This window comes from Microbacterium sp. NPDC089186 (assembly GCF_040685115.1).
Classification (GTDB): Bacteria; Actinomycetota; Actinomycetes; order Actinomycetales; family Microbacteriaceae; genus Microbacterium; species Microbacterium galbum.
Genome location: NZ_JBFBHJ010000002.1, coordinates 204,978 through 228,789, shown reverse-complemented (window position 1 = coordinate 228,789; position 23,812 = coordinate 204,978). Strand labels below are relative to the sequence as shown.

Genomic DNA, 23,812 nt, shown 5'->3' with positions numbered 1-23,812 from the left:
CGTGAGCGCGCTCACGGACGTCCCCGGTGCCGTCGCCGACGAGCGGGGTCTCCGCCACGTCGGCTCGCCCGTCACGGAGCAGCGCAAGCTCGCATCCGGGCAGGCCCTCGCCCCCCTCGGCGACCGTCGCGTCATCTCGGTCGGTGGTGAGGACCGCCGCAGCTGGCTGGACTCGCTGTCGTCGCAGGCCCTGACTCACCTCGCTCCCGGCGTCTCGACCGAATTGCTCATCCTCGATCCGCAGGGTCGTGTCGAGCACGCGGCCGCGGTGGTCGACGACGGCGAGACCACGTGGCTGCTCGTGGACGCGACGGACGCCGAGGCCCTCGCGGCGTGGCTGACCCGTATGCGCTTCCGCCTGCGCGTGGAGGTGCGCGATCGCTCCGACGACCTGTTCGTCGTGGGTGGCACGCGCGCAGCCGTGGCGGCGTTGACGACGGTCGCACCCGTGTGGGTCGACCCGTGGCCGGAGGTCTCTCCCGGCGGGTGGGCCTACGCCCGGGTCGAGCCGCACCCGGGTGCCGAGCGCGACTGGTCCGAGGCGATCCTGGATGCCGCGGAGTACGCGCGTCTGGTGGATGCCGCCGTGCGCGGCGAGGTCGCGCTGGCCGGTCTCGATGCCGTCGAGGCGCTGCGTGTCGCGGCATGGCGCCCGCGCGTGGGCGTCGACGCCGACGAGCGGCTGCTGCCGCACGAGATGGACTGGCTGCGCACGGCCGTGCACCTGTCGAAGGGCTGCTACCGCGGGCAGGAGACGGTGGCCAAGGTGCACAACCTCGGTCATCCGCCGCGCCGTGTGGTCGCCCTGCAGCTCGACGGCAGCGACAACATCCTGCCCGCTCGGGGCGATGAGGTGCGCGCCGGCGACGCGGTGATCGGGACCATCACGTCGGTCGCCGTCCACCACGAGGAGGGGCCGATCGCCCTCGCCCTCGTGAAGCGCACCGCTCCCGAGGACGTGCCCCTGGTCGTCATGACCGCCGACGGCCCGCTCGCGGCATCCGCCGAGACGGTCGTCCCGGCGGATGCCGGAGCGACCGCCGCGGTCCCGCGACTGCCGCGCCTGGGCCGCCGCCGCGCCACGGAATGAGCACCGACGAGTCGTCGACGACCGTCGGGGTCGTCGTCCCTCGTTCACGCTGGCGGTCGACGCTGTCGCGCCGGCTGCATCGTGTACGCGAGTCGGTGCCCGCGATCGCGCAGATCGTCGTCGCCGCGACGGCCGCTTTCGCCTTCGCGCACTTCGTGCTCGGCCATCCCGTGCCCCTGCTCGCCGCCACCGTGACCGTATCGAGCCTCGGTCTGGTGCGCGACGCGAGACCATGGCGAGTGGCGGAGACCGTCCTGGGCATGCTCGTCGGCATCCTCATCGCCGAGGTGGTGCTGCTCGTGGCGGGCGCCGGGTGGTGGCAGATCGCGGTGGCGATGGCCGTCACACTCGTCGTTGCGCGTTTCCTCTCGCCGCAGCCGGGGTTCGCGCTCGCCGCGGTGGTGCAGTCGCTCATCGCGCTGGTGCTCGTCTCGGGCGCGCCGTTCCTGCGCCTCGTGGACGGGGCGGTCGGCGGTGTCGCGGCGCTGGCGGTGACGGCCCTCATCCCACGAACGCTGCGGCGCACGGAGCTGCGCGACGCCGACGAGCTGTTCGACGCCGTGGATGCGGCGATGGCCACGATCGTCCGGGCCCTGCGCAAGGGCGACCGCGCTCGGGCGGAGCGGGGTTTGGAGCGGGCGCGTTCACTGCAGACCTACGTCGACGCCTGGAGCGGGTCGCTGGAGTCCGGCCGCGAGGTGGCGAGGATCTCACCGTTCCTGCGCCGTCAGCGCACCGAGCTGCAGCGCCACGAGCGCGTGCGGGAGGCGCTCGACCTCGCGACGCGCAACCTGCGCGTCGTGGCGCGGCGCGCCGCCTACCTCTGCGCCGACGGCCAGCCTCGCCCGGTGCCCGCCGACCTCCTCGCCGAGCTCGCTCGAGCGGCCGCCCTCGTGCGCGACGGCCTCGACGACATCTCGATGGAGCCCGCGGCGCGGGAGGCGCTCACCGGCCTCACCCGCCGCCTCGACCCCGCGCGGCTCATGCCCGACGGCGGCATCGGCGAGCTCAATCTCGTCGCCGCGATGCGCCCGCTCGCCGTCGACCTGCTCGTCGCGGCGGGGATGCCCTCAGCCGAGGCGCGCGCACTCCTGCCGCGGATCTGACGGCTGCCGCCGGCGGGCTCCCTTCGTCGCGATTCGGCGCAGTCGTCGTCGGCGATCCCGCCGCCATCGGGCGCTCCGCGCGACTCACCGCGGAGCGACCGCCTCCCACGCCACCCCGACCTCACCCAGTCGCCATCTCTCGCGCCGGACCAGCGGCCAGCCCTCGGCGGCGAGGGCGGCCATCGCCGTGCGCCAGCGATGGGTCGGGCCGAAGGGCGCCACCACCGCCGCGCGCGTCCATTCCCGATCGAGGGATGCCACGAACTCGTGCACGCGCTCTCCGGCGACGTTGCGATGGATGAGCGCCTTCGGCAGTCGCTCCGCCGCGACGGCGGGGGAGTCCAGGTGGCTCAGGCTCAGCGACACCGTGAGGCTGCGCGGCACGGCATCCGCCCCCACCTCCGCCCAGGTGGCGATGCGTCCGATCTCGTCGCACGTGCCTTCGACGAGGATGCCGTCGGGCTGCAGGCGGCCGCACATGCGTGCCCACGCATCGGCGACGTCGGCCTCGTCGTACTGGCGCAGCACGTTCATCGCCCGGATGACGGCCGGGCGTCGACCGTCCGACACGGGGACCTCGAAGCCGCCCCGCGCGAACGCGATGCCGGCGACCCCCGCGGCCTGCTCCCGCGCACGCGCGACCCGTTCGGGGTCGATCTCGAGGCCGAGGACGGTGGCATCCGTTCGCTGGCGCGTCAGCCGGGCGAGGAGTTCGAGGGGCGTCACCGCGCTCGCGCCGAATCCGAGGTCGACGACGAGGGGGTCGTCGGTGCGCCGGAGCACGGGGTGGCGCGCGATCCACCGGTCGACGCGCCGCAGGCGATTGGTCCCCGTGGTGCCGCGCGTGGGGCGTCCGACGGGAGAGGGTGTCACTCGGACATGATGCCAGCACCCACTCGCAGAGCGCGGGTCCCGCGTCGATAGCATGGAGTCATGCCTCACACGCTGATCCTCCTCCGCCACGGGCAGAGCGAGTGGAACAAGACCAACCAGTTCACCGGCTGGGTCGACGTGCGACTCACCGACCAGGGCAAGGCCGAGGCGAAGCGCGGCGGCGAGCTGCTGGCCGAGTCCGGCGTGCTGCCCGACGTGCTGCACACCTCGGTGCTCAGCCGTGCGATCCAGACGGCGAACATCGCTCTCGACGCAGCCGATCGCCTCTGGATCCCCGTGAAGCGCTCGTGGCGCCTCAACGAGCGCCACTACGGCGCCCTGCAGGGCAAGGACAAGGCGCAGACCCTCGAAGAGTTCGGCAACGAGCAGTTCATGCTCTGGCGCCGCTCGTTCGACGTTCCGCCGCCGCCGCTGCCCGCCGACGACCAGTACAGCCAGGTCGGCGACCCGCGCTACGTGGGCATCGACGGCGAGGTGCCCGACACGGAGTCGCTCGCCATCGTCATCGACCGCATGCTGCCCTACTGGCACTCCGACATCGTGCCCGACCTGCAGGCGGGCAAGACCGTGCTCGTGACGGCGCACGGCAACTCGCTGCGCGGCCTCGTGAAGCATCTCGAGGGCATCAGTGACGCCGACATCGCCGAGCTCAACATCCCCACCGGTATCCCGCTCGTGTACCGCCTCGACGACGACCTGAAGCCCCTCGGCCCGGGTGAGTACCTCGACCCCGAGGCCGCCGCCGCCGGCGCGGCCGCCGTCGCCGCGCAGGGCAACAAGCACTGACGCCGACACGACGAAGGGGTGGATGCCATGGCATCCACCCCTTCGTCGTGTACGCGGTCAGATGACCGGGCTGGGCTCGTGCTCGGCCTCCTCGTCGGCACCGGCCCAGTCGCCCGTGGCCAGGTAGACGACCTTCTTCGCGACGGACACCGCGTGGTCGGCGAAGCGCTCGTGGTAGCGGCTGGCGAGGGTGGCGTCGACCGTGGCGGTGGCCTCGCCCTTCCAGGACTCGCCGAGGACCTTCTCGAACACGCTGATGTGCAGCTCGTCGATGTCGTCGTCGGTGTCGCGGATGGACTCGGCGATGCGGAGGTCCTGCGTGCGCAGCAGCTCGGCGAGTTTGCGCGCCACCTCGACGTCGAGCTCGCCCATGCGCGTGAACGTCGTGCGCAGTCCCTTGGGGATGGCGCGCTCGGGGAAGCGCGAGCGGGCGAGCTGAGCGATGTGCTCGGCCATGTCGCCCATGCGTTCGAGCGACGCACTTACTCGTAGGGCGGTGACGACGATGCGCAGATCGCGGGCGACGGGCTGCTGGCGGGCGAGGATCTCGATGGCCAGCTCGTCGAGCTCGACGGCCTTCTCATCGATGATCGCGTCGGCCTCGATGACTTCCTCGGCGAGGGCGACGTCGCTCGTTCCGAAGGCGCGCGTGGCGCGGTCGATGGCGACCGTCACGAGGTCGGCGATCTCGACCAGGCGGCTCTGGACGTCCTCGAGGGACTGGTGGAATACTTCGCGCATCGCGGGTACCTTCCTCGTCGGCGGCACGGCACATGGGTGTCCCGCAACCCTCGGGGATTCTTCCCAGCGAAGGTTAACGAGTGGTGCTGTGACAGTGAATAGTAGCCGCTGCCCGGGCCCGGGCGGGGGTGAACGGCGGGTGACGTCGCATCCACCCCTTTACGCTGTGGATATGGAACAACCGCAGCTCTCGCTGCTCGCGCTCCTGGCAGGCCTGCTGATCGGGGCCGCGGTGGTCGGCCTCATCGCCGGAGCCATCCGCGCCCGGAACCGCACTCTGGCTCAGACCTCGACCGAGGTTCCGGAGGGCGTGGAGGCCATGCTGGATGCGATGGACGACCCCGCCTTCGTCTGCGACACCTCCTCGACGGTGCTGGCGCTCTCGCCGGCGGCCGAGGTGTTCGGCGTCCAGGTGGGCGAGGTGATCGCCAGCGACGAGCTCAAGCGCGTCGCCCGCGTGGCCCGCGACACAGGCGCCGGCATCGCCGAGAACCTGCGTCTGCGCCGAGGTGCCGCCCCCGCCGAACCCAGGCTGGTCGCGGTGCGCGCCACCCCCATCTCGGGACGCCTGACGCTGCTGGTGCTGCGCGACATCACCGAGCGCGAGCGCGTCGAGGAGATGCGGCGAGACTTCGTCGCCAACACCAGCCACGAGTTGAAGACGCCCGTCGGTGCGGTGAGCCTGCTCGCTGAGGCCATCGAGTCCGCCGCAGACGATCCCGCACAGGTGCGGCACTTCTCCACGCGTCTGCAGGCCGAGGTGACCCGGTTGAGCGCGCTGGTCAATCGCATCCTGAGCCTGTCGCGCCTGCAGGCGGCCGACGAGCTGCGCGACGTGCGCGACGTCTCGATCGACGAGGTCGTGACCGCCGCGGTCGAGGCCTACACGGTGCAGGCGGACGCCGCGCAGGTGACGGTGGTGCGCGGCGGCACGAAGGGGTTGTGGGTGCGCGGGGAACCGCAGATCCTCACCGAGGCGCTCGGCAATCTCGTCGCCAACGCGATCGCGTACTCACCGGAGGGCTCGAAGGTGGGCGTCGGGGTCAAGCTCGACGACGGCGTCGTGGAGATCGCCGTCACCGACCGGGGGATCGGCATCCCCGAGAGCGACCAGCACCGGGTGTTCGAACGCTTCTACCGCGCCGACCAGGCCCGCTCGCGACGCACCGGGGGAACGGGTCTCGGCCTGTCCATCGTGAAGCACGCGGTGCAGCGGCACGGCGGCGAGGTGCGCCTGTGGTCCCGGCCCTCCCGCGGGTCGACGTTCACCATCCGCCTTCCGCTGTCGGAGACCCCCGATCTCGACAGCGTCCGTTCCAAACCGCGTCGCAAGGGTCGAAAGGCCACCGCAGCGATCGCCTCACCCGTGAAGGGAGACACCGCATGACCCGCGTTCTGATCGTCGAGGACGAGCCCGACCTCGCCGACCCGCTGGCCTACCTGCTGCGCCGCGAAGGATACGAGGTCGAGATCGCCGAAGACGGCGCGCTCGCCCTGGCGGCCTTCCGCGAGCGCGGAGCGGACATCCTGCTGCTCGACCTCATGCTCCCCGGGATGCCGGGGACGGAGGTGTGCCGGCAGTTGCGCCTGACCTCTCAGGTGCCGATCATCATGCTGACCGCGAAGGACTCCGAAGTCGACATCGTGGTGGGGTTGGAGCTCGGCGCCGACGACTACGTCACGAAGCCCTACTCCACGCGCGAGCTCCTCGCGCGGATGCGGGCCGTGCTGCGCCGCCGCACCCCCGATGACGCCGATCTCGACGACCGTGTGCTCTCGGGCGGACGGGTGGTGCTCGACATCGACCGTCACACGGTCGCCGTGGACGGGAGCGAGATCAGCATCCCCCTCAAGGAGTTCGAGCTCCTGGAGGTGCTCATGCGCAACGCCGGACGCGTGCTCACGCGCGGTCAGCTCATCGACCGCGTCTGGGGGACCGACTACTTCGGCGACACCAAGACGCTCGACGTGCACATCAAGCGCATCCGCTCCCGTATCGAGCAGAACCCCAGCGAGCCCAGCATGCTCGTCACGGTGCGCGGTCTCGGTTACCGCTTCGAGGCCTGACGCTCGACCCGCCCCCGCGGACGACGAAGGCGCCGACGGAGAACCGTCGGCGCCTTCGTCGTTCGCGTCAGGACGCGGGGGTCGCGGAGGGCGACGGCGTCACGGTCGGCATGACCGGGATCGGCGTGACCGAGAAGGACGGCGTCGGCGTCGGGGCGAGGGGCGAGAGGTACTCGAGGGCGCCGTCGAGCACGGGCACCTGCATGAGCGAGCCTTCGCCGTCGCCGGACTGGAAGTAGACGGGGACCGTGGTGCCGGGCATCGCGTCGATGCCGTCGAGACGGAGCGGCTCGGTGTCGCTCGTGAGGTCGCCCAGGCTGACGGTGCGGTTGGCCGGCACGATCACGGTCGACTTCACGGCCGAGGATCCTTCGCCGACCTCGACGCGCAGCGTGAGCGAGTCGGTGGTGTCGTTGACGATGGCCGCGACGAGGTTGCCGGTCGTGCCCTCTTCGTCGGCGACGATGAGCGCGTTGCGCACGTGCAGCGGACCGGCGGCGGCCGGGACGTTCACGCCGTCGGAGGCGGAATAGTCGATGGTGGTCGCCTGCGGTGCGATGAGGTTGCACCCCGTCGTGCCCAGCACGACAGCGGCACCCACGGCGATGGACGCGATCAGGCGCGTTTTCACGGATCCTCCAAGAACGGCAGACGACATCGGAATCATCCTACGCGGTCCACGGCGGCGCCCCGGTTCCGCTTCGGCCTCGCGCGCGCAGAGGGCTGAGGGGTGCGACGGTGGGCGGAACCTTAGCGCATGCGGGCCTGTGGTATCCTGGATGTTGCCGAAAGGACATAACTCCATGCTTTTTGAGGTTGGCGAGACCGTCGTTTACCCGCACCATGGCGCGGCCACGATCATCGAGGTCAAAGAACGCGTTATCAAGGGCGAGACGAAGAAGTACCTGAAGCTCAACGTCACCCAGGGAGACCTCGTCATCGAGGTCCCTGCCGACAACGTCGACCTCGTCGGCGTCCGTGACGTGATCGGCAAGGAAGGTCTCGACCGCGTCTTTGACGTGCTGCGCGCGCCCTTCACCGAGGAGCCGACCAACTGGTCGCGTCGCTACAAGGCGAACCTCGAGAAGCTCGCGTCGGGCGACGTGATCAAGGTCAGCGAGGTCGTGCGCGACCTGTGGCGCCGCGACCAGGACCGCGGCCTGTCCGCCGGCGAGAAGCGCATGCTCGCCAAGGCGCGCCAGATCCTCGTGTCCGAGCTCGCTCTGGCCGAGAAGACCGACGAAGACCGTGCGAGCGTCGTGCTCGACGAGGTCCTCGCGTCCTGACGACATCGACATCGGCGCGCGTCCTGCCCGGGCGCGCGCCGATCGTCGTCGCGGCCGCTGCGCGCGCACGGCCGCGCTAGCGTGAACGGGTGACTCTCACTCCGGTTCCGCGTCTCGCGGTCATCGTCGTCGCCGCCGGTTCCGGCACCCGCCTGAAAGGCGGAGCGCCCAAGGCCTTCGTCGGCCTCGACGAGCGCAGCATCCTGCACCACTGTCTCGTCGGCGTGTTCGCGGCCGAGCCGGCGCAGGTGGTCGTCGTCGTCCCTCAGGGGTTCGAGGGCGAAGCCCTCACCGATGCGCGCGACGCCGCCGGGGGACGCGCCGACCTCGTCACGATCGTGACGGGCGGCGAGACGCGCCAGGAGTCCGTTTCCGCCGGGCTGGCCGCGCTGTGGGCCGATGTGGAGACCGTCCTCGTCCATGACGCGGCCCGCGCGCTCACGCCGCCCGCGGTGTTCGACCGGGTCGTGGCCGCGATCGACGCGGGAGCCGTCGCCGTCATCCCGACCGTGCCGGTGGTCGACACCATCAAGCGCGTCGACGCCGACGGCCGCGTGGTCGCGGCGGTCGATCGTTCCGAGCTGGCCGCGGCGCAGACGCCGCAGGGCTTCCGTCGTGACGTGCTCGAGGCTGCGCTGCGGGACGCGGACGCGGATCACACCGATGACGCCGCCGCCGTGGCATCCGCCGGTCACTCGGTCGCGACGGTGGAGGGGGACGCGGTGGCGTTCAAGATCACGACGGCCCCCGATCTCGACCGCGCACGGGCGCTCCTTTCTGAACGACTGTCGCCCGTCGCCGCGGCGACGCCGGTTCCGCGGGGACCCCAGGTGGGCATCGGCACCGACGTCCACGCGTTCGGCGGGGAGGGCGCGTTGTGGCTCGCGGGACTCGAGTGGCCCGGCGAGGTGGCCCTGTCGGGGCACTCCGACGGGGACGCGGTCGCGCACGCGATCGTCGATGCCCTGCTCGCCGCCGCGGGGCTCGGCGACATCGGAACGCACTTCGGGACGGACCGGCCCGAGTTCGCCGGCGCCCACGCCGATGCCTTCCTCTCGCACACCGTCGGGCTGCTCTCCGCCGCAGGGTGGCGGGTGGGCAACGTCTCGGTGCAGGTGCAGGCGAACCGGCCGCGGTTCGCGGCGCGACGCGTCGAGGCGGAGCGGATCCTCTCCGCCGCGGTGGGCGCCCCGGTCTCCGTCAGCGCGACGACCACCGACGGTCTCGGCTTCACCGGGCGCAGCGAAGGTGTGGCCGCCTTCGCGACGGCGCTCGTGGTCCCCGCCTGAGCGCGCGCGTCAGAGCCGTCGCGTCATGAACGTCGACAGCGGGTCGGGGACGTAGGGCGGGAACGCCGGGCACTCCTCGAACCCTTCGCTGGCATACAGCCGGCGCGCCGGGAGGAAGTCGTCGGTACTGCCCGTCTCGAGCCAGAGGCTGCGGATACCGCGCTCGTCGGCGTCCTCGACGATGTGTCGCAGGATCGCACGACCGATGCCCTGCCCGAGGAAGGCGTCGACCACGCGCATCGACTTGAGCTCCGCCCGGTCGTCGCCGAGGTCTTTGCACGCGCCGATCCCGGCGAGCTCGTCGTCGACCCACGCCGACCACACCGTGATGCCGTCGGCGGTGAGGCCGTCGAGGTCGAGGGCGTGCACGCTCTCGGCGGGGGTGTTCTCGTGCATCCCCGCGAGGTGCGCGGCCGCCAGGGCACGCGTGGCATCGGAGGAGAGGTCGTCGGGGCGGATGAGCAGAGGCACTCCGGCACCCTAGCCGGGTCGTGTTTCACGCACGGGTCGCGCGGAGGGGCGGCCGGTAGGCTGGGAGGGTGACCGTTCGGCTGTATGACACGAAAGCGCAGGCTCTGCGCGAGTTCGTCCCTCTCGACCCCTCGAACGTCACCCTCTACGTCTGCGGTCCGACCGTGCAGTCCGGTCCGCACATCGGCCATGTCCGCGCCGCCCTCGCGTTCGACCTTCTCCGCCGCTGGCTCGAGCACCGTTTCGGGCGCGTCACCTTCGTTCGCAACGTCACCGACATCGATGACAAGGTGCTCGCCAATGCCACGGACGAGGAGCCGTGGTGGGCGCTCGCGTACCGCATGGAGCTCGAGTTCACGCGGGCCTATGCCGCCGTCGGCATCCTGCCCCCGACGTACGAGCCGCGGGCGACCGCCTCGGTGACGCAGATGCAGGAGCTCATCGCCGAGCTCATCGAGCGCGGGCACGCCTACGCCGCCTCAGGAGACGTCTACTTCGATGTGCGCTCGTGGCCCGCGTACGGCGAGCTGACGCGGCAGAGCCTGGATGCCATGGAACCCGCCGCCGACGCGGATCCCCGGGGTAAGCGCGACCCGCACGATTTCGCGCTGTGGAAGGGCGCGAAGCGCGGCGAGCCCGCCTCGGCGACCTGGTCGTCGCCGTGGGGTGCGGGACGGCCCGGGTGGCACATCGAGTGCTCGGCCATGTCGCGCCGCTATCTCGGGCCCGAGTTCGACATCCACGGCGGGGGCCTCGACCTGCGCTTCCCGCACCACGAGAACGAGATCGCCCAGTCGAGCGCCGCGGGCGACGCCTTCGCGCGGTACTGGGTGCACAACGGCCTGGTCACCGTCGACGGGCAGAAGATGTCGAAGTCGCTCGGCAACTTCACCCTGGCCGCCGACGTGCTCGCCACGCACGACCCCCGGGTCGTGCGGTACGCCCTCGCGGCGGCGCACTACCGCTCGAGCCTCGACGTGTCGGACAAGGCGTTCTCTGAAGCGGCGAGCGCGCTGGAGCGGATCTCGACCTTCCGCCAGCGCGTTCTGCGTGCCGCCGCAGCCGACCCGCTGGTCGTCGTGCCCGGCGAGGTGCCGACGGACTTCGCGGCGGCGATGGACGACGACCTCGGGGTACCGCAGGCGATCGCGACCCTGCACGAGACCGTGCGCGCCGGCAATGCGGCCATCGACGGGGGAGACCTCGAGACCGCCGTCGCCGCTCATCGCGCGGTGGTGGCGATGCTCGGCATCCTGGGGCTGGATGCCGAGGAGCCGACCGGGGCGACGGGGGCGGTCGACACGACCCTCGACGCTCTCGTGAACGAGATGATCGCGCAGCGCGCCCGCGCTCGCGCCGACAAGGACTGGGCAGCCGCCGACCGCATCCGCGATGCCGTCGCCGCCGCCGGAATCACGCTGGAGGACACTCCGGCCGGAACCAATTGGAGTATCGATGCCTAAGCCAGGACGCCCGGGAGCACGCAACCCCGGCAAGAAGAAGGGCCCTCTCAAGGGCACCGGCGGGCACTCCCGCAAGGCGCTCGAGGGACGCGGCCCGACCCCGAAGGCCGAGGACCGCGCCTGGCACCCCGCCGGCAAGCGCAAGGCCGCCGAAGAGCGTTACGCCGCAGCGGGCGGAAAGGGGCGCCCCGGCGTGCGCGCGGTGGGCGGGAACCCGAACCGCAAGAGCCCCAAGGCCGCCGACGACACCGAGACGGTCACCGGCCGCAACTCGGTGCTCGAGGCGCTGCGGGCGAAGATCCCCGCGACGGCGATGTACATCGCCCAGCGCGTCGAGATGGACGACCGCGTCAAGGAGATGCTGTCGATGGCCACCAACCGCGGCATCCCCGTGCTCGAGGTCACCCGACCCGAGCTCGACCGCATGGCCGGCTTCGACGGCGTGCACCAGGGTGTCGCCCTGAAGGTGCCGCCGTACGCGTACGCGCACCCGCAGGATCTGCTCGAGAAGATCATCGACCGCGGCGAGGTGCCGCTGCTCGTGGCCCTCGACGGAGTGACCGACCCCCGCAACCTCGGCGCGATCATCCGCTCGACGGGCGCGTTCGGCGGTCAGGGACTGATCATCCCGCAGCGTCGATCGGCGAGCGTCAACTCCGCCGCGTGGAAGACGAGCGCGGGAGCCGCCGCCCGCATCCCGGTCGCCCTCGCCGCGAACCTCACGGCGACGCTGAAGGAGTTCAAGAAGCAGGGCGTCTTCGTCCTCGGCCTCGACGGCGACGGCGACGTGTCGCTGCCCGCCCTCGAACTCGCCGACCGTCCCGTCGTGATCGTCGTCGGCTCGGAGGGCAAGGGCCTGTCGCGCCTGGTCACCGAGACGTGCGACCAGGTCGTCTCCATCCCCATCTCCGCCGCCACCGAATCGCTGAACGCCGGTATCGCCGCATCCGTCGCCCTGTACCAGGTGTCGACGCTGCGCGGCACCGTCTGACCCGTCGAGAGGAACGCTCATGCCCCGCATCGCCGTCATCGGAGGCACCGGCTACGCCGGCAGCCACATCGTGACCGAGGCCGTCCGCCGCGGTCACACCGTCGTCTCCATCGCCCGCTCGGTCCCCGCCGAGCGCGTCGAGGGGGCCACCTACCTCGAGGGCACCGTTCTCGACGTCCCCGGACTCGTCGCTCAGCTCGAGGGCGTCGACGTGGTCGTGTCGGCCGCCGCCCCCCGCGGCGACATGGAGGGCAAGCTCCGCCCCGCCATCGCCGAACTCGTCACGGCTCTGCCCGAGAACGTCCGCGTGGGCGTGGTCGGCGGTGCCGGTGGATCGTTGGTCGCCGAGGGCGGCCCGCGCCTGATCGACACCGAGGGCTTCGCCGAGGAGTACAAGCCCGAGGCCCGTGAGGCCATCGGCATCCTCGAGGACCTGCAGGCCGACGACACCGGGCGCGACTGGTTCTACGTGCACCCGGCCGGCGGCTTCGGCTCGTGGGCGCCGGGGGAGCGCACCGGCTCCTACCGCGACGGCGGCGACGTGCTCGTCGTCGACGACGAGGGCGACTCCTTCATCGGCGGGGCCGACTTCGCGGTGGCCGTGCTCGACGAGATCGAGAATGCCGCGCACTCGCGGGAGCGTTTCACCGTCGGGTACTGACCCGCTGAACACCGAGGCCGTGGCATCCGAATCCTGATTCCGGATGCCACGGCCTCGGTCGTTCCGCCAGCGTGTCGACTCACCCGCGGGATCACGTGACCGTGAGGAGGTGACACGCCGACCCCTGTGACCTCGACGCGATCGCGTGCCCTCGGCGGCGGGGGACGTCTACGACACCGCCGCGTCTCAGACCAGGTCGCGCCAGTCGACGAGGTCGGTGTCGGTGGTCGGGACCTCGCCCGTGGCCGGAGCGTCGGCGTCGGACACCGTCGGAAGCGACATGGTGTCGGTGGGCGGGCCCATGACGGTCGCCTCGTCGCGGCGGTGGCGCAGGACGTCGTCGATGTAGGAGCTGACGACCTCGGCGAGGGGAACGGAGCGGCCCCGCGCCTGCGACATGTACCAGCGGTGCTCCAGCACCTGATGGAACACCTCGGCGGGCTCGAGCTTGGCGCGAAGGTCCCAGGGGATCGCCATGACGATCGGCTCGAAGACGCGCGTCAGCCACTCGTGGGCGACCATCTCCTCGTCGGCGCCGAGGCGCGAGACGCGCGCGCGGAACTCGTCGAGGTCGTTGAGCAGGCGACGGGCCTGGTTCTCCTCGACATCGAGACCCGTGAGCCGCAGGAGACGGCGTTGGTGGTGCCCGGCATCCACGACCTTCGGCTGGATCGACACCTGCGTGCCGTCGCTGGCGGTGCGGATCGACATCTCGCCGATGTCGAAGCCCAGGGCGTTCAGGCGGTGCACGCGCTCGGTGATGCGCCACGACTCGTCGACGGCGAAGGTCTCCTTGTCGGTGAGGGCACCCCACAGCGAGTGATACGAGGCGACCAGACCGTCGGCGATGGCGATGGCGTCCACCCCGCCCTCCAGGCGTCCGCCGGCTTCGAGGTCCATGATCTCGCCGGCGATGTTGGTGCGGGCGATGTCGAGGTCATGCGCCCGCTGACCCGGGCTCAGGCGGTTGCCGTGGAGTTCGCCGGTCTCGGCGTCGACGAGGTAGGCGGCGAACTCGCCCGCGTCGCGCCGGAACAGGGTGTTCGACAGCGACACGTCGCCCCAGTAGAAGCCCACGTTGTGCAGCCGCACGAGGAGGACGGCCAGGGCGTCGACGAGGCGCGTCGCGGTGTGAGGGCGCAGGACCTGCGTGAAGAGCGCGCGATAGGGGAGCGAGAACTTGAGGTGCGCGGTGACCAGGGCCGCGGGCAGGGGGCGCCCCGAGGCGTCGGTGCGGCCCGCGATCACCGCGACGCGATCGACGCACGGCGCGTCGAGGCGGTCGAGGTTGCCGAGCATGTCGTACTCGCGACGGGCCATCTCCTCGGTCGTCTCCTTGATGGCCACGACGCGACCGGAGAGGTTCGCGAAGCGCACCAGGTGACGCGAGATGCCCTTCGGCAGCGCGACGATGTGGCTGCTCGGCCAATCGGCGAGGCTGGTCGACCACGGCAGCTGAAGAAGGCCCGGGTCGACGGTGCTGGCCGTGATGCTGAGCGATTCGGACACGGGTACCTCCGGGAAAACGGTGCGGCGCGCCCCCGACCCGACGAGGTCGGGAATCGAGGACGCGCCGCGTCGGTGCGAGGGTCAGGCGGAGGCGATGGCCCGGTCGGTCAGGCGCTCGCCCGACTCGAGGTCGAACACGTGGACGTGTCCGGGAACCGGGGCCAGCACGACCGTCTCGCCCGCGTTGGGGTGACGACGACCGTCGACGCGCGCGACCAGGTCGGTGCGCTTGCCGTTGATGTCGGTGTGGCCGTAGAGGTAGCCGTCGGCGCCGAGCTCCTCGACGAGGTCGACGACGACCGAGAGGCCGCGGCCGTCGGCGGGGGCGACCTGGATGTCCTCGGGGCGCACACCGATGGTGACCTCGGAGCCGTGGGCCTTGCCGATGGTGTCGGCCTCGACGGGGACGACGAGGTCGCCGAAGCTCACGCCACCCTCGGCCAGGTCGGCGGTGAAGAGGTTCATCGCGGGCGAGCCGATGAAGCCGGCCACGAAGACGTTCTTCGGGGTCTCGTACAGGTCGCGCGGCGTGCCGACCTGCTGGAGCAGGCCGTCCTTGAGGACCGCGATGCGGTCGCCCATGGTGAGGGCCTCGGTCTGGTCGTGGGTGACGTAGACCGTGGTGACGCCGAGGCGACGCTGGAGCGAGGCGATCTGGGTGCGCGTCTGGACGCGGAGCTTGGCGTCGAGGTTCGACAGCGGCTCGTCCATCAGGAAGACCTGGGGCTGGCGCACGATCGCGCGGCCCATGGCGACACGCTGACGCTGACCACCCGAGAGGGCCTTGGGCTTGCGGGTGAGGTACTGCTCGAGGTCGAGGAGCTTGGCGGCCTCGAGGACGCGCGCAGCGCGCTCCTCCTTGCCGACGCCGGCGATCTTGAGCGCGAAGCCCATGTTCTCGGCGACGGTCATGTGGGGGTACAGCGCGTAGTTCTGGAAGACCATCGCGATGTCGCGGTCCTTCGGGGGCACGTCGGTGACGTCGCGGTCGCCGATGAGGATGCGACCCGAGTTGACCTCCTCGAGCCCCGCGAGCATGCGCAGGGAGGTGGACTTACCGCAGCCCGAGGGGCCGACGAGGACGAGGAATTCGCCGTCTGCGACGTCGAGGTTCAACTTGTCGACGGCGGGGCGGGTTCCGCCCGGGTACAGACGGGTTGCGTTGTCGAAGGTGACGGACGCCATGTTTTCTTCTCCTTCACCGGCAGGTACGTGCCGGACGATCCGTAGTGAATGGAATGAACGGGGGCGACCCCGTGCGCCCGACAGTGGACGCAGGGTCAGTATCGCACGTGTCTGGTCATTTCTCAGCCAGCCTCGTTAGCATCGTTGATCGTTCGCTCCACCCGCGCGTTCCCCCCGATTTCATGCGGCAGACGTTTATGCCCGGAAGGTTTCATGTCCCACGACCAGTCCCCGAACGTTCCCGCCGAACGCGACCGTCGCGAGGCGGTGCGTGAGAAGGCGCAGCAGGTCAAGGCGAAGCAGACGCGCTGGCGCATCGCGCGTCGATCGCTGCTGGGCGTCGGGGCCGTCGCGGTCATCGCCGTGGGTGCGGTCGGGGTCTCCGCCGCGCTGAACTCGCGCGAGGCGCGCTCGCAGGCCCTGCCCGACACGGCGACCGACGACGGTTTCGTGGTGACCTCCGCGACGGGCGTCGCCGACCCCCTCGCCGATCAGACCGTCGACGGCAGCGCCGCGACGATGTCGACGGATGCCGCCCCCTCGCCCGCCGCGACTCCGGAACCGACCGGAACGGCCGCTCCGGTCGACATCCGCGTGTACGTCGACTACATGTCGACCGAGGCGCACGAGTTCCAGGCGGCCAATGCGACCCAGCTGTCGAAGTGGGTCGACGACGGCGCGGCGACCCTCACCTACTACCCGGTCGCCATGCTGACCTCGAAATCCAACGGCACGAAGTACAGCCTGCGGGCCGCGGGTGCGGCGGCGTGCGTCGCGACCCACGCCTCGGACCGTTTCTTCGCCTACAACCACGAGCTGTTGACCAACCAGCCCGCGGTGGACTCCGACGGCTACAGCGACCAGCAGCTCGCCGACATGGCCCAGGGCGCCGGCGTCAGCGACGTGGCGACCGTGCGCGACTGCATCGAGGACGAGACGTACACCTCGTGGGCGAAGGCGGCGACCGACCGCGCCATCAAGGGCCTGCCGGGTACCGACGGTCACGCGCTCACCGCGACTCCGACGGTGCTCGTGAACGGCACGGAGTACGTCGGGAACATGGATGACGCGAAGGAGTTCGCGCAGTTCGTGCTCACCGTCGACAGCAACGCGTACTACTCCACGGCCACTCCGACGCCCACCCCCTCGGCGACTCCCGCGGGTTGATCGGCCGCTCGACGCAGCACGTGCGACATACCCGACGTATGAGATTCTGGTGACATGGACGACGAGATCGAGGACTCCCCGCCGCGGCGGTCCCGTGGTCAGTTGACGGTGTGGGTCGAAGAGTTCCTCACTCAGGGTCACGCCGTGGCCGGCACCATCAAGGTCGTCGACCAGGAAGATGCCGACGGTCAGGACACCGGGCTGGTGGTCATGAACCTCCGCAACACCAAGGCGTCGATCTACATGCAGCCGCGCGGCTACGACGACCCCCTGTGGGAGGCGACGCTCACCGCGCGCCCCGATGACCTCACGCTCAGCCCCCACGACATGGCGAGCCTCGCCGCCGAATTGGTCATCGCCGGCAATCTCTGCTCCTTCCTGCAGTTCAAATCGCTGGAGTGGGATCGCCAGAGCGGGCGGCACGACTGAGGTCGTCGCGCGTCGTAGACTCGATCGCCGAGGCGCTGAGCGCCTCACGCCGGCTTGGCGCAATTGGTAGCGCACCGTACTTGTAATACGGGGGTTGCAGGTTCAAGTCCTGTAGCCGGCACGTCGCCCGTGACGATCTGGTCCGCCCGCCGACGCCACGGGGCTCAGGATCCGTGACGCGTGGTCCACTCCCGGAACGGCGCCGTCGCGTCATCCACCTCGATCTGCTCGGCGGGCAGCGCACGGTCCTCGGGTGCCATCGTGTACTCGTCGTAGAACGACGCCAGCGTCATGAGCCGGTTGCCGTCCTCGTAGTGCTCGCCCTCCTGCTCCCGCGTGACGGCGAAGAAGAGACGGTCCGGCTGGGCGTAGTACACGGCGCCCAGGCACATCGGGCACGGATAGGCCGTGACGTACATGTCGTGACCGGCCAGGTCGCGGATGCCCTTCTCGGCGGCCGCGCGGATGGCGCGGATCTCGGCGTGCGCGGTCGGGTCGCCGTCCTGGGCGACGTGATTGACCGCCTCGACGACGATCTCGCCGTCCTTGACGATGAGACACGCGAAGGGCTTGCCTCCGGCATCGACGTTCTCGTGCGCGCGCGAGACGGTGAGGGCGGACAGCTCCTGGTGGTTCATGGCTCGACGCTAGGCGTCCGGTCGTCCGCGGTCCGGGGCTGGGCGGCGGGGGAGAACCGTGCTAGTGACGGCTCACGACAGGGCGTTCGCGAGCGCCACGAGGAAGACGCCCCCCGCGGCGACCGTGACCAGCCCCGCGAGCAGTGCACCGGCGATGGCGAGGGCGCGCAGGGGGCCGGGGCGGGTACCCGCCTCCCCGGCGAAGAGGAGGGCCGCGACGCCGACGACGAGCATGATGAGGTCTCCCACGAGACCGACCGGCGCCCACACGACGCTCGCCATCGCCGCCACCCCCGCGAGCAACGCCACGACATGGCGGACGTGGTTGCCAGGCGGGGCGGCTTCGGAGCTCATGGACGCGTCGTTCGTCAGCGCGGCCGCACGCGCAGCCACCGCGTCCCGTGCGCAGCGAGGGTCACACCGGCTCCCAACCAGATCGGCGCGGACGAGACGAGGTCTAGCGCCTCGGGCGCCATGCCCGACAGGGTCAGCGCGTCGATCTCGACGGCCGAGTCGGCGACGTTGGCGAGGACGAGGACGGCGAATCCGTTGTCGCCCGGGCGGAGGAAGGCGACGACAGAGGGGACGTGGGCGTCGAAGGCGATCAGCTCGTTGCCGGAGAACTCCGGGGTCGCGCGGCGGACGTCGAGCAGACGCGTGAGACGGGCGAACACGCGTCCGGCCGGGGTGTCGGCATCCCTCCGGTCCGCGTAGTTCTGCGCGGGACGGAAGGGGCGGTGCACCCATCGACTGTCGCCCGCCTCCTCCGGGCGGTCGGAATAGCCGTAGTCGTTGAGCTGGGCCACCTCGTCGCCGAGGTAGAGCAGCGGGATGCCGCCGGTGGACAGGGCCAGCGCGTGCGCCAGGATGACGCGGTCCTCGCCACCGGCGTCGCCCGCCTCGATCCCGGCGAGGGATGCCGTGGTGCCGGTGACGCGGGCATCGCCCGTGCGGGGGTTCTCCTGGAACGGCACGCCGCGGGCGAAGGTGCCCTCGGCTCGGCCGACGTAGAAGTCGTTGAGGAAGCGGCGATGCGGGGAGCCGTCGATCCCAAGCTCGGCGGCATCCTCATCGGCGAAGGTCCACCCGATGTCGTCGTGGCTGCGTACGTAGTTGACCCAGGCCGTGCCCGCGGGAAGGGCGTGGCGCCGCTCGAGGGCCTGCTGGAGGAGGCGTCCGTCTCGGGTGGCCAGCGCCTCCCAGGTCAGCGCCATCTGCAGGGGGTTGTAGGAGATCTGGCATTCGTCGGGGGAGATGTACGACACGACCTCGTCGGGGTGCACGATCGCCTCCGACTTGAACAGCAGCCCGGGAGCGGCCATCCGCAGCACGGCGTTGAACGCCTGCAGCAGCAGGTGCGCCTCGGGCAGCGACTCGCACGTGGTGCCGAGGCGCTTCCAGATGAAGGCCACGGCATCCATCCGCAGGATCTCCACGCCCTGGTTCGCCAGGTACAGCATCTCGCCGGCCATGGCCTCGAAGACGGCGGGATTGGCGTAGTTCAGGTCCCACTGGAAGTGGTAGAAGGTCGCCCAGATCCACCGGCCGTCGTCGAGCTGCACGAACGAGCCCGGGTGGTCGTCGGGGAAGATCTCGCGAGTAGTCCGCTCGTACGCGTCGGGCATCTCGCGGTCGGGGAAGATGAGGTAGAAGTCCTCGTACCCGCGCTCGCCCGCGACGGCCTTCTGCGCCCAGCGGTGCTCGTTGCTGGTGTGGTTGAAGATGAAGTCGACGACGAGCGAGATGCCGGCCCGGCGCAGTTCGGCGGCGAGTTCGGCGAGGTCGGCCATCGTGCCGAGCTTCGGGTTGACGCGGCGATAGCTCGAGACCGCGTAGCCGCCGTCGCTGTTGCCCTCGGGGCTCTCGAACAGCGGCATGAGGTGCAGGTAGGTCAGGCCGAGCTCGCGGAAATACGGGATGGAGTCCCGGATGCCGCTGAGTCCGCCGGCGTACCGGTCGACGTAGCAGACCCCTCCGACCATGCGCTCGCTCTCGAACCACTCCGGCTCGCTCTCTCGCGCGCGGTCGAGTGCTTTGAGGTCGGCGGGACGCGCCGCCCAGGAACGTCGGGCGAGGTCGACCACGGAGGCCAGACGCTCGAAGCCGTCGGCGCGGTCGCCGTAGAGCTGGGCGAACAGGTCGTGGAGCCGGGGGAGATGCACCTCGGCGTTCGCCAGGAACTCGCGATCGACCTGGTCGGCGGCGAGGTCGGCGAGGATCGCGGGGACGTCGTGGGAGGTGCCTTGGAGCTGTGTCACGGGGGAAATCCTGACGCATCGGAGGGGATGGGGCGACAACGACGTGGTCTCGATCTCGGCACGGATGCCGGGGTGCGCGGTACATCCTCTTCAAAACACGGGCGGTGGGGGCGGCGTACCCGCGGCGAGGGGAGGGGCGCGAGCGATCCGGACGGGGGCGCGAGTCGACCCTTTTGTTCCGTCTGTGTGGTACAAATTGTGCCAGCGGAAAGATACGAAAGGTGGGCGCACGATGATGGGCGAGATCGCAAGCATCGCGAGCAGGCTGTGGCAGGTGTCGCCGGCCGAGATCGGGTGGGGGCTGGCGTCGTCCCCGGTGGTGTGCGCCGCCGGAGCCGTCGTCCTCGCCCTCATCGTCGCTCGCGTCCGGCGGCGACCGGGCGGGGCGTCCGCCGCCGGCGCCGATCGCGAACGCGTCGCGCTCGGCGCGCTCGCCCTCATGGTGGGCGCGGCGTGGCTCGCCGACGTCGTCCTGCGCGGGTACGTCTTCGACATGTCGGCGACCGTGTCGTGGTGGCGGTTCGCCGTCGCTCCTCTCGTCGCAACCGGCGGCCTCGTCGTCCTGGGCGCCTCGCTGCGCGCCGGAGGGGCGCGGCGCGCGGTCGATGCCCTCTCGGTGACGCGGCGCACCTGGACGACCTTCGGGCCGCGGCGCGAACTCGTCGCTCTCGTCACGCTCGCCGCCCTCACCGGGGCGATCGTCGTGGTGTTCGGGACCACGGCGATGTCGCTCGATTCGGGGGTCAGTGCTCACGTCGCCTTGGACGCCCCCAATACCGCGTACGCACCCGTCGTTCTGCCCTTTCCCGGGTGGGCCTACGGCATCCCCACGATCTCGGCCCTCATGCTCGTGATCGCGGCGACCGTCTTCGCGCTGCATCGGAACAGCGTCCGTCCCTTCCGTGGGGGCCTCGGGTGGGACGAGGAGCGCTCTCGACGCGCGATGACGGCCCGCGGGCTGGTCGCCGTCGCTCTCGCGGCGACGCTCCTGGCGCTGGCGGGTCTGCTGCGCATGGCGCGGGCGGCCGTCCTCACGTCGATGACGTTCGCCCACAGCGGGGAGACCGTGAACGTCTCCGTCCCGCACGAGGATCTCATCGTTCTCGGCGGGATGCTCGCGCCCGTGCTCGAGATCAGCGGGGCCGTGGTGCTCGCGCTCCTCGTCATCCGCGCGGGCGAGCTCGTCGCGCCCGGCCGGCGCCTCGCGCGGACCGCGGGGAGCGCGGCGTGAGGACTCCGACTCCGGACGACGTCGTCGAGCCCGCCTCGACCGATGACCTCCACCGCTTCTTCCGCGGGCTGATCGTCTCGGGGCGGCTCGGCGCCGGGGAGAAGCTGCCGACGGTGCGTCAAGCCGCCGTCGACTTCGGTGTGGCGCCGGGAACGGTGCAGAAGGCGTATCGCGCCCTCGAGGCGGACGGTCTCACCGTGAGCAGGGTGGGGTCGGGAACCCGTGTCGCCCCCGGGGTGGCCGCGCTCTCGGCCGATCTCGCGCGACGCCTCCGGTCGATCGCCGATGCGGCGGCGGCGGAGGGGGTCGATCTCGAGACGCTGATCGACGTCTTGCGCACCATGTCGGACGACGTCCGTTCCGCGTGACCTATCGGCGCGCGTCGGACGCGACCGGCCGTCCCCTACGATCGACCGTGGCCCCCGAGCGGGGGAACGAGGGGAGAGCGGTGGCGGAGCGCGGATCGGTCGGCCTCGCCGTCGCCGGAGCGGTGCTCATCGGCGCCCTCACGGCCCTCCAGGCCCGCATCAACGGCACGCTCGGGGCGGAGATCGGTGACGGGTTCGTCGCGGCCGCGATCTCGTTCGGGTCGGGATTGATCATCCTCATCGCGCTGTCGGCCCTGGTTCCGCAGGGTCGCCGCGGATTCGAGCGCCTCGTGTCCGGCATCCGATCGCGAACGATCCCCGCGTGGATGCTGCTGGGCGGTCTTGCGGGAGCGTTCACCGTCGCGAGTCAGGGGCTGACCGTGGCGACCATCGGAGTCGCCCTCTTCACGGTCGGCTTCGTCGCCGGGCAGACCAGCGGGGGGCTCGTGCTGGACCGCGTCGGCTTCGGACCGGCGGGCGTCGTGCCCGTCACGGTGCGACGCGTCATCGGCGCGCTCCTGGCGATCGCCGGGGTCGTGGTGTGCCTGTCGGGGGATGCCGTCAACGGTGTGCCGCTGTGGATGCTCATCGTTCCGGCGATCGCCGGAGCGGGCGTCGCCTGGCAGCAGGGGACCAACGGGCGACTGCGCGTGCGCGTGGAGAGTCCGCTGACGGCGACGCTGGTGAACTTCATCGGCGGCACCGTGGTGCTGCTCGTGGCCGCGTTCGTTCACGTCGGTGTCGTGGGCGCTCCCCGCGCCGTGCCGACGGAACCGTGGCTCTACGTCGGCGGGGCGGTCGGCGTGATCTACATCTTCCTGTCGGCGGTGGTCGTGCGTCGAACGGGCGTGCTGCTGCTGGGTCTCGGGTCGGTGGTCGGCCTGCTCACCACCTCGGTGCTGCTCGACGCCCTCTGGCCCGCCCCCGCCGCACCCGCCACCCCGGTGGCGCTTCTCGCCGCCGCCGTGGCGATCTCCGGGGTCGCCGTGGCCGCCGTGCCGTGGAGGCGCCGGAGCCGCTAGGAGCGTTCCCCCCGGACGCGGCCCGACACGTCGGCCGTTCGCGCGGCTCACGCCGCGCGCCCGCGGCGCGTTCATGCCCCGCCGGAGACACGACGACGCCGCCGACCGGAGTCGGCGGCGTCGAGGCCGTGGCATCGCGCGCGTCAGAGGCGCGCTTCGTCGACCGTGCGTTTCTTCTTGCCCCCCGGCATGCGCGAGAGGTGCTTCGCGGCATCCAGCGTCTTGCGCCGGACCGGCCGCGACATCTTCGGCTTGCCGCCGACGTAGAGCCAGCCCAGCAGCACCTCGTGCTTCGCCAGGCCGTGAGCCTTCGCCAGCACCTTGTGGCGGGTGTTGTCGTCGGTGCGCCAGAACACCCCGAACCCCGCCTCGTCGAGCACGAGACTCAGCATGTGGGCGACACCGGATGCCACGGCCTCCTGCTCCCACGAGGGGATCTTCTTCGAGCCGAGATCGGCCACGACCGCGATGATGAGCGGAGCGCGCCGGGGCTTGGAGGAATACCCCTTCTTGCCGTCGGCCTTGTTCAGCGCACGCGCGAGGAGATCGCGATCCGCACCGCGGATCTCGATCAGGCGCCACGGTTTCAAGCTCTTGTGATCCGCGACGCGACCGGCCGCGGCGACGAAGGCCTCGAGCTCGGGGCCGGTCGGGGCGAGGTCGGTGACCTTCGACCACGACCGACGGTCGCGCATGGCTTCGAGGGCGCTCATGCTCCGTCGGCGGGGGAGTCGGCCGGGGTGAAGTTCAGCGACAGCGAATTCATGCAGTACCGGTCGCCGGTGGGGGTGCCGAAGCCGTCGGGGAAGACGTGTCCCAGGTGCGAGCCGCAGTTGGCGCACCGCACCTCGGTGCGCTGCATCCCGTGGCTGTTGTCGTCGATCAGCTCGACCGCTTCGGGTCGAACCGACTCGTAGAAGCTGGGCCATCCGCAGTGCGAGTCGAACTTGGTGCCGCTCTGGAACAGCTCGTTGCCGCACGCGGCGCAGGTGTAGAGGCCGGCGCGGCTCTCGTCGAGCAGCTCACCGGTCCAGGCGCGCTCGGTTCCCGCCTGGCGCAGCACCGCGTACTGCTCGGGGCTGAGCTCGGCGCGCCACTGGTCGTCGGACTTGTCGACGGCGTAGGTCATGTGTTCTCTCCTTCGTCTGCTCCCATTGTCT

Annotated in this window: 26 protein-coding genes and 1 tRNA gene; 16 read left to right on the top strand and 11 right to left on the bottom strand. The window is 71.0% G+C overall.

The genetic code is table 11. The annotated features are described in order from the left end of the window. Position 1 precedes the first annotated feature (1 nt). Positions 2-1,090, top strand: a complete 1,089-nt coding sequence (locus tag AB0N82_RS07320) for a folate-binding protein (RefSeq protein ID WP_363389883.1) — start codon at positions 2-4, stop codon at positions 1,088-1,090. Continuing rightward, a complete protein-coding gene (locus AB0N82_RS07315; RefSeq protein WP_315994799.1) occupies positions 1,087-2,196 on the top strand; it encodes an FUSC family protein in 1,110 nt (369 codons plus the stop codon). Before AB0N82_RS07320 ends, AB0N82_RS07315 begins: the two co-directional genes overlap by 4 nt. A gap of 84 nt (positions 2,197-2,280) precedes the next feature. Here AB0N82_RS07315 and AB0N82_RS07310 read toward each other — a convergent pair whose 3' ends face one another. Beyond that, positions 2,281-3,069, bottom strand: coding sequence for a class I SAM-dependent methyltransferase (locus tag AB0N82_RS07310; protein ID WP_315994798.1), 789 nt, complete (start codon positions 3,067-3,069; stop codon positions 2,281-2,283). A gap of 60 nt (positions 3,070-3,129) precedes the next feature. On the opposite strand from AB0N82_RS07310, the gene AB0N82_RS07305 reads away from it, so the two are divergent. Then, positions 3,130-3,876 (top strand): phosphoglyceromutase, encoded by a 747-nt coding sequence (locus tag AB0N82_RS07305; protein WP_315994797.1) that lies wholly within the window; start codon positions 3,130-3,132, stop codon positions 3,874-3,876. Positions 3,877-3,933: 57 nt separating this feature from the next. Here AB0N82_RS07305 and phoU read toward each other — a convergent pair whose 3' ends face one another. Further along, a complete protein-coding gene (gene phoU, locus AB0N82_RS07300; protein WP_315994796.1) occupies positions 3,934-4,617 on the bottom strand; it encodes a phosphate signaling complex protein PhoU in 684 nt (227 codons plus the stop codon). A gap of 172 nt (positions 4,618-4,789) precedes the next feature. Here phoU and AB0N82_RS07295 point away from each other — a divergent pair, with 172 nt between their 5' ends. Both AB0N82_RS07295 and AB0N82_RS07290 read left to right on the top strand, forming a co-directional pair. After that, positions 4,790-6,004 carry an ATP-binding protein gene (locus tag AB0N82_RS07295; RefSeq protein ID WP_315994795.1) on the top strand — a complete coding sequence of 405 codons (1,215 nt, stop codon included), beginning with the start codon at positions 4,790-4,792 and terminating at the stop codon, positions 6,002-6,004. Next, complete coding sequence (locus AB0N82_RS07290; RefSeq protein ID WP_315994794.1) at positions 6,001-6,684, top strand: response regulator transcription factor; 684 nt, start codon at positions 6,001-6,003, stop codon at positions 6,682-6,684. Before AB0N82_RS07295 ends, AB0N82_RS07290 begins: the two co-directional genes overlap by 4 nt. 67 nt (positions 6,685-6,751) lie before the next feature. On the opposite strand, the gene AB0N82_RS07285 is transcribed toward AB0N82_RS07290, so the two are convergent. Further along, positions 6,752-7,315 carry a DNA modification methylase gene (locus AB0N82_RS07285; RefSeq protein WP_315994793.1) on the bottom strand — a complete coding sequence of 188 codons (564 nt, stop codon included), beginning with the start codon at positions 7,313-7,315 and terminating at the stop codon, positions 6,752-6,754. Positions 7,316-7,487: 172 nt separating this feature from the next. Between AB0N82_RS07285 and AB0N82_RS07280 the strand changes: the two genes are divergently transcribed. Together AB0N82_RS07280 and ispD are read left to right on the top strand one after the other, a co-directional pair. Next, complete coding sequence (locus AB0N82_RS07280; protein WP_013585821.1) at positions 7,488-7,970, top strand: CarD family transcriptional regulator; 483 nt, start codon at positions 7,488-7,490, stop codon at positions 7,968-7,970. A gap of 89 nt (positions 7,971-8,059) precedes the next feature. After that, positions 8,060-9,259: a 2-C-methyl-D-erythritol 4-phosphate cytidylyltransferase gene (gene ispD, locus AB0N82_RS07275; RefSeq protein WP_363389873.1), complete on the top strand. Its 1,200-nt coding sequence runs from the start codon at positions 8,060-8,062 to the stop codon at positions 9,257-9,259. Positions 9,260-9,268: 9 nt separating this feature from the next. Here ispD and AB0N82_RS07270 read toward each other — a convergent pair whose 3' ends face one another. Beyond that, on the bottom strand, positions 9,269-9,730 hold the full coding sequence (locus AB0N82_RS07270; protein ID WP_363389870.1) for a GNAT family N-acetyltransferase: 462 nt from the start codon (positions 9,728-9,730) through the stop codon (positions 9,269-9,271). A 68-nt stretch (positions 9,731-9,798) separates the two neighbouring features. On the opposite strand from AB0N82_RS07270, the gene cysS reads away from it, so the two are divergent. Genes cysS through AB0N82_RS07255 form a run of 3 tightly spaced genes read left to right on the top strand, consistent with a single transcriptional unit; the run spans position 9,799 to position 12,845 of the window. Next, positions 9,799-11,193 carry a cysteine--tRNA ligase gene (cysS, locus tag AB0N82_RS07265; RefSeq protein WP_363389867.1) on the top strand — a complete coding sequence of 465 codons (1,395 nt, stop codon included), beginning with the start codon at positions 9,799-9,801 and terminating at the stop codon, positions 11,191-11,193. Continuing rightward, positions 11,186-12,184 (top strand): 23S rRNA (guanosine(2251)-2'-O)-methyltransferase RlmB, encoded by a 999-nt coding sequence (gene rlmB, locus AB0N82_RS07260; protein ID WP_315994789.1) that lies wholly within the window; start codon positions 11,186-11,188, stop codon positions 12,182-12,184. Before cysS ends, rlmB begins: the two co-directional genes overlap by 8 nt. A gap of 19 nt (positions 12,185-12,203) precedes the next feature. After that, entirely contained in the window at positions 12,204-12,845 is a 642-nt protein-coding gene (locus AB0N82_RS07255) for an NAD(P)H-binding protein (protein ID WP_363389863.1), read from the top strand. A 186-nt stretch (positions 12,846-13,031) separates the two neighbouring features. Here the strand turns inward: AB0N82_RS07255 and AB0N82_RS07250 are convergent, their stop codons facing one another. Together AB0N82_RS07250 and ugpC are read right to left on the bottom strand one after the other, a co-directional pair. Further along, entirely contained in the window at positions 13,032-14,354 is a 1,323-nt protein-coding gene (locus AB0N82_RS07250; RefSeq protein ID WP_315994787.1) for a DUF4032 domain-containing protein, read from the bottom strand. 81 nt (positions 14,355-14,435) lie between these two features. Continuing rightward, the gene (gene ugpC / locus AB0N82_RS07245; protein WP_363389859.1) at positions 14,436-15,539 is read right to left on the bottom strand and encodes a sn-glycerol-3-phosphate ABC transporter ATP-binding protein UgpC; all 1,104 of its coding nucleotides are present in this window, start codon (positions 15,537-15,539) and stop codon (positions 14,436-14,438) included. Between the two features lie 213 nt (positions 15,540-15,752). Between ugpC and AB0N82_RS07240 the strand changes: the two genes are divergently transcribed. The 3 genes from AB0N82_RS07240 to AB0N82_RS07230 all read left to right on the top strand — a co-directional run bounded on the left by AB0N82_RS07240 (position 15,753) and on the right by AB0N82_RS07230 (position 17,256). Beyond that, complete coding sequence (locus AB0N82_RS07240) at positions 15,753-16,706, top strand: thioredoxin domain-containing protein (protein WP_315994786.1); 954 nt, start codon at positions 15,753-15,755, stop codon at positions 16,704-16,706. 54 nt (positions 16,707-16,760) lie between these two features. Then, positions 16,761-17,135, top strand: coding sequence for a hypothetical protein (locus AB0N82_RS07235; RefSeq protein WP_315994785.1), 375 nt, complete (start codon positions 16,761-16,763; stop codon positions 17,133-17,135). A 48-nt stretch (positions 17,136-17,183) separates the two neighbouring features. After that, a tRNA-Thr gene (locus AB0N82_RS07230) sits at positions 17,184-17,256 on the top strand. Positions 17,257-17,299: 43 nt separating this feature from the next. On the opposite strand, the gene AB0N82_RS07225 is transcribed toward AB0N82_RS07230, so the two are convergent. The 3 genes from AB0N82_RS07225 to AB0N82_RS07215 form a co-directional block, all read right to left on the bottom strand. Beyond that, positions 17,300-17,773, bottom strand: coding sequence for a nucleoside deaminase (locus AB0N82_RS07225; RefSeq protein ID WP_315994784.1), 474 nt, complete (start codon positions 17,771-17,773; stop codon positions 17,300-17,302). 72 nt (positions 17,774-17,845) lie between these two features. Next, the gene (locus AB0N82_RS07220) at positions 17,846-18,127 is read right to left on the bottom strand and encodes a hypothetical protein (RefSeq protein WP_315994783.1); all 282 of its coding nucleotides are present in this window, start codon (positions 18,125-18,127) and stop codon (positions 17,846-17,848) included. 14 nt (positions 18,128-18,141) lie between these two features. Next, the gene (locus AB0N82_RS07215; RefSeq protein ID WP_363389853.1) at positions 18,142-20,031 is read right to left on the bottom strand and encodes an amylosucrase; all 1,890 of its coding nucleotides are present in this window, start codon (positions 20,029-20,031) and stop codon (positions 18,142-18,144) included. Between the two features lie 235 nt (positions 20,032-20,266). Here AB0N82_RS07215 and AB0N82_RS07210 point away from each other — a divergent pair, with 235 nt between their 5' ends. The 3 genes from AB0N82_RS07210 to AB0N82_RS07200 are packed head-to-tail and all read left to right on the top strand — an operon-like array spanning position 20,267 to position 22,652. Then, on the top strand, positions 20,267-21,262 hold the full coding sequence (locus tag AB0N82_RS07210) for a hypothetical protein (RefSeq protein ID WP_363389850.1): 996 nt from the start codon (positions 20,267-20,269) through the stop codon (positions 21,260-21,262). Further along, complete coding sequence (locus AB0N82_RS07205; RefSeq protein ID WP_363389847.1) at positions 21,259-21,630, top strand: GntR family transcriptional regulator; 372 nt, start codon at positions 21,259-21,261, stop codon at positions 21,628-21,630. Before AB0N82_RS07210 ends, AB0N82_RS07205 begins: the two co-directional genes overlap by 4 nt. A gap of 47 nt (positions 21,631-21,677) precedes the next feature. Continuing rightward, positions 21,678-22,652, top strand: coding sequence for a DMT family transporter (locus AB0N82_RS07200; protein ID WP_363389844.1), 975 nt, complete (start codon positions 21,678-21,680; stop codon positions 22,650-22,652). Positions 22,653-22,795: 143 nt separating this feature from the next. On the opposite strand, the gene AB0N82_RS07195 is transcribed toward AB0N82_RS07200, so the two are convergent. Further along, a complete protein-coding gene (locus AB0N82_RS07195; protein WP_363389841.1) occupies positions 22,796-23,365 on the bottom strand; it encodes a nitroreductase family protein in 570 nt (189 codons plus the stop codon). Further along, complete coding sequence (gene msrB, locus AB0N82_RS07190; protein WP_315994779.1) at positions 23,362-23,781, bottom strand: peptide-methionine (R)-S-oxide reductase MsrB; 420 nt, start codon at positions 23,779-23,781, stop codon at positions 23,362-23,364. The genes AB0N82_RS07195 and msrB overlap by 4 nt, the downstream gene beginning before the upstream one ends. Between the last annotated feature and the right edge of the window lie 31 nt (positions 23,782-23,812).

Coding starts and splice junctions, on each gene's coding strand:
- msrB (WP_315994779.1), bottom strand. CDS start 23,781: ATGACCTACGCCGTCGACAAGTCCGACGACCAGTGGCGCGCCGAGCTC.
- AB0N82_RS07220 (WP_315994783.1), bottom strand. CDS start 18,127: ATGAGCTCCGAAGCCGCCCCGCCTGGCAACCACGTCCGCCATGTCGTG.
- ugpC (WP_363389859.1), bottom strand. CDS start 15,539: ATGGCGTCCGTCACCTTCGACAACGCAACCCGTCTGTACCCGGGCGGA.
- AB0N82_RS07235 (WP_315994785.1), top strand. CDS start 16,761: ATGGACGACGAGATCGAGGACTCCCCGCCGCGGCGGTCCCGTGGTCAG.
- AB0N82_RS07280 (WP_013585821.1), top strand. CDS start 7,488: ATGCTTTTTGAGGTTGGCGAGACCGTCGTTTACCCGCACCATGGCGCG.
- AB0N82_RS07255 (WP_363389863.1), top strand. CDS start 12,204: ATGCCCCGCATCGCCGTCATCGGAGGCACCGGCTACGCCGGCAGCCAC.
- AB0N82_RS07210 (WP_363389850.1), top strand. CDS start 20,267: ATGGGCGAGATCGCAAGCATCGCGAGCAGGCTGTGGCAGGTGTCGCCG.
- AB0N82_RS07225 (WP_315994784.1), bottom strand. CDS start 17,773: ATGAACCACCAGGAGCTGTCCGCCCTCACCGTCTCGCGCGCGCACGAG.
- rlmB (WP_315994789.1), top strand. CDS start 11,186: ATGCCTAAGCCAGGACGCCCGGGAGCACGCAACCCCGGCAAGAAGAAG.
- AB0N82_RS07295 (WP_315994795.1), top strand. CDS start 4,790: ATGGAACAACCGCAGCTCTCGCTGCTCGCGCTCCTGGCAGGCCTGCTG.
- AB0N82_RS07315 (WP_315994799.1), top strand. CDS start 1,087: ATGAGCACCGACGAGTCGTCGACGACCGTCGGGGTCGTCGTCCCTCGT.
- AB0N82_RS07305 (WP_315994797.1), top strand. CDS start 3,130: ATGCCTCACACGCTGATCCTCCTCCGCCACGGGCAGAGCGAGTGGAAC.
- AB0N82_RS07195 (WP_363389841.1), bottom strand. CDS start 23,365: ATGAGCGCCCTCGAAGCCATGCGCGACCGTCGGTCGTGGTCGAAGGTC.
- AB0N82_RS07290 (WP_315994794.1), top strand. CDS start 6,001: ATGACCCGCGTTCTGATCGTCGAGGACGAGCCCGACCTCGCCGACCCG.
- AB0N82_RS07240 (WP_315994786.1), top strand. CDS start 15,753: ATGTCCCACGACCAGTCCCCGAACGTTCCCGCCGAACGCGACCGTCGC.
- phoU (WP_315994796.1), bottom strand. CDS start 4,617: ATGCGCGAAGTATTCCACCAGTCCCTCGAGGACGTCCAGAGCCGCCTG.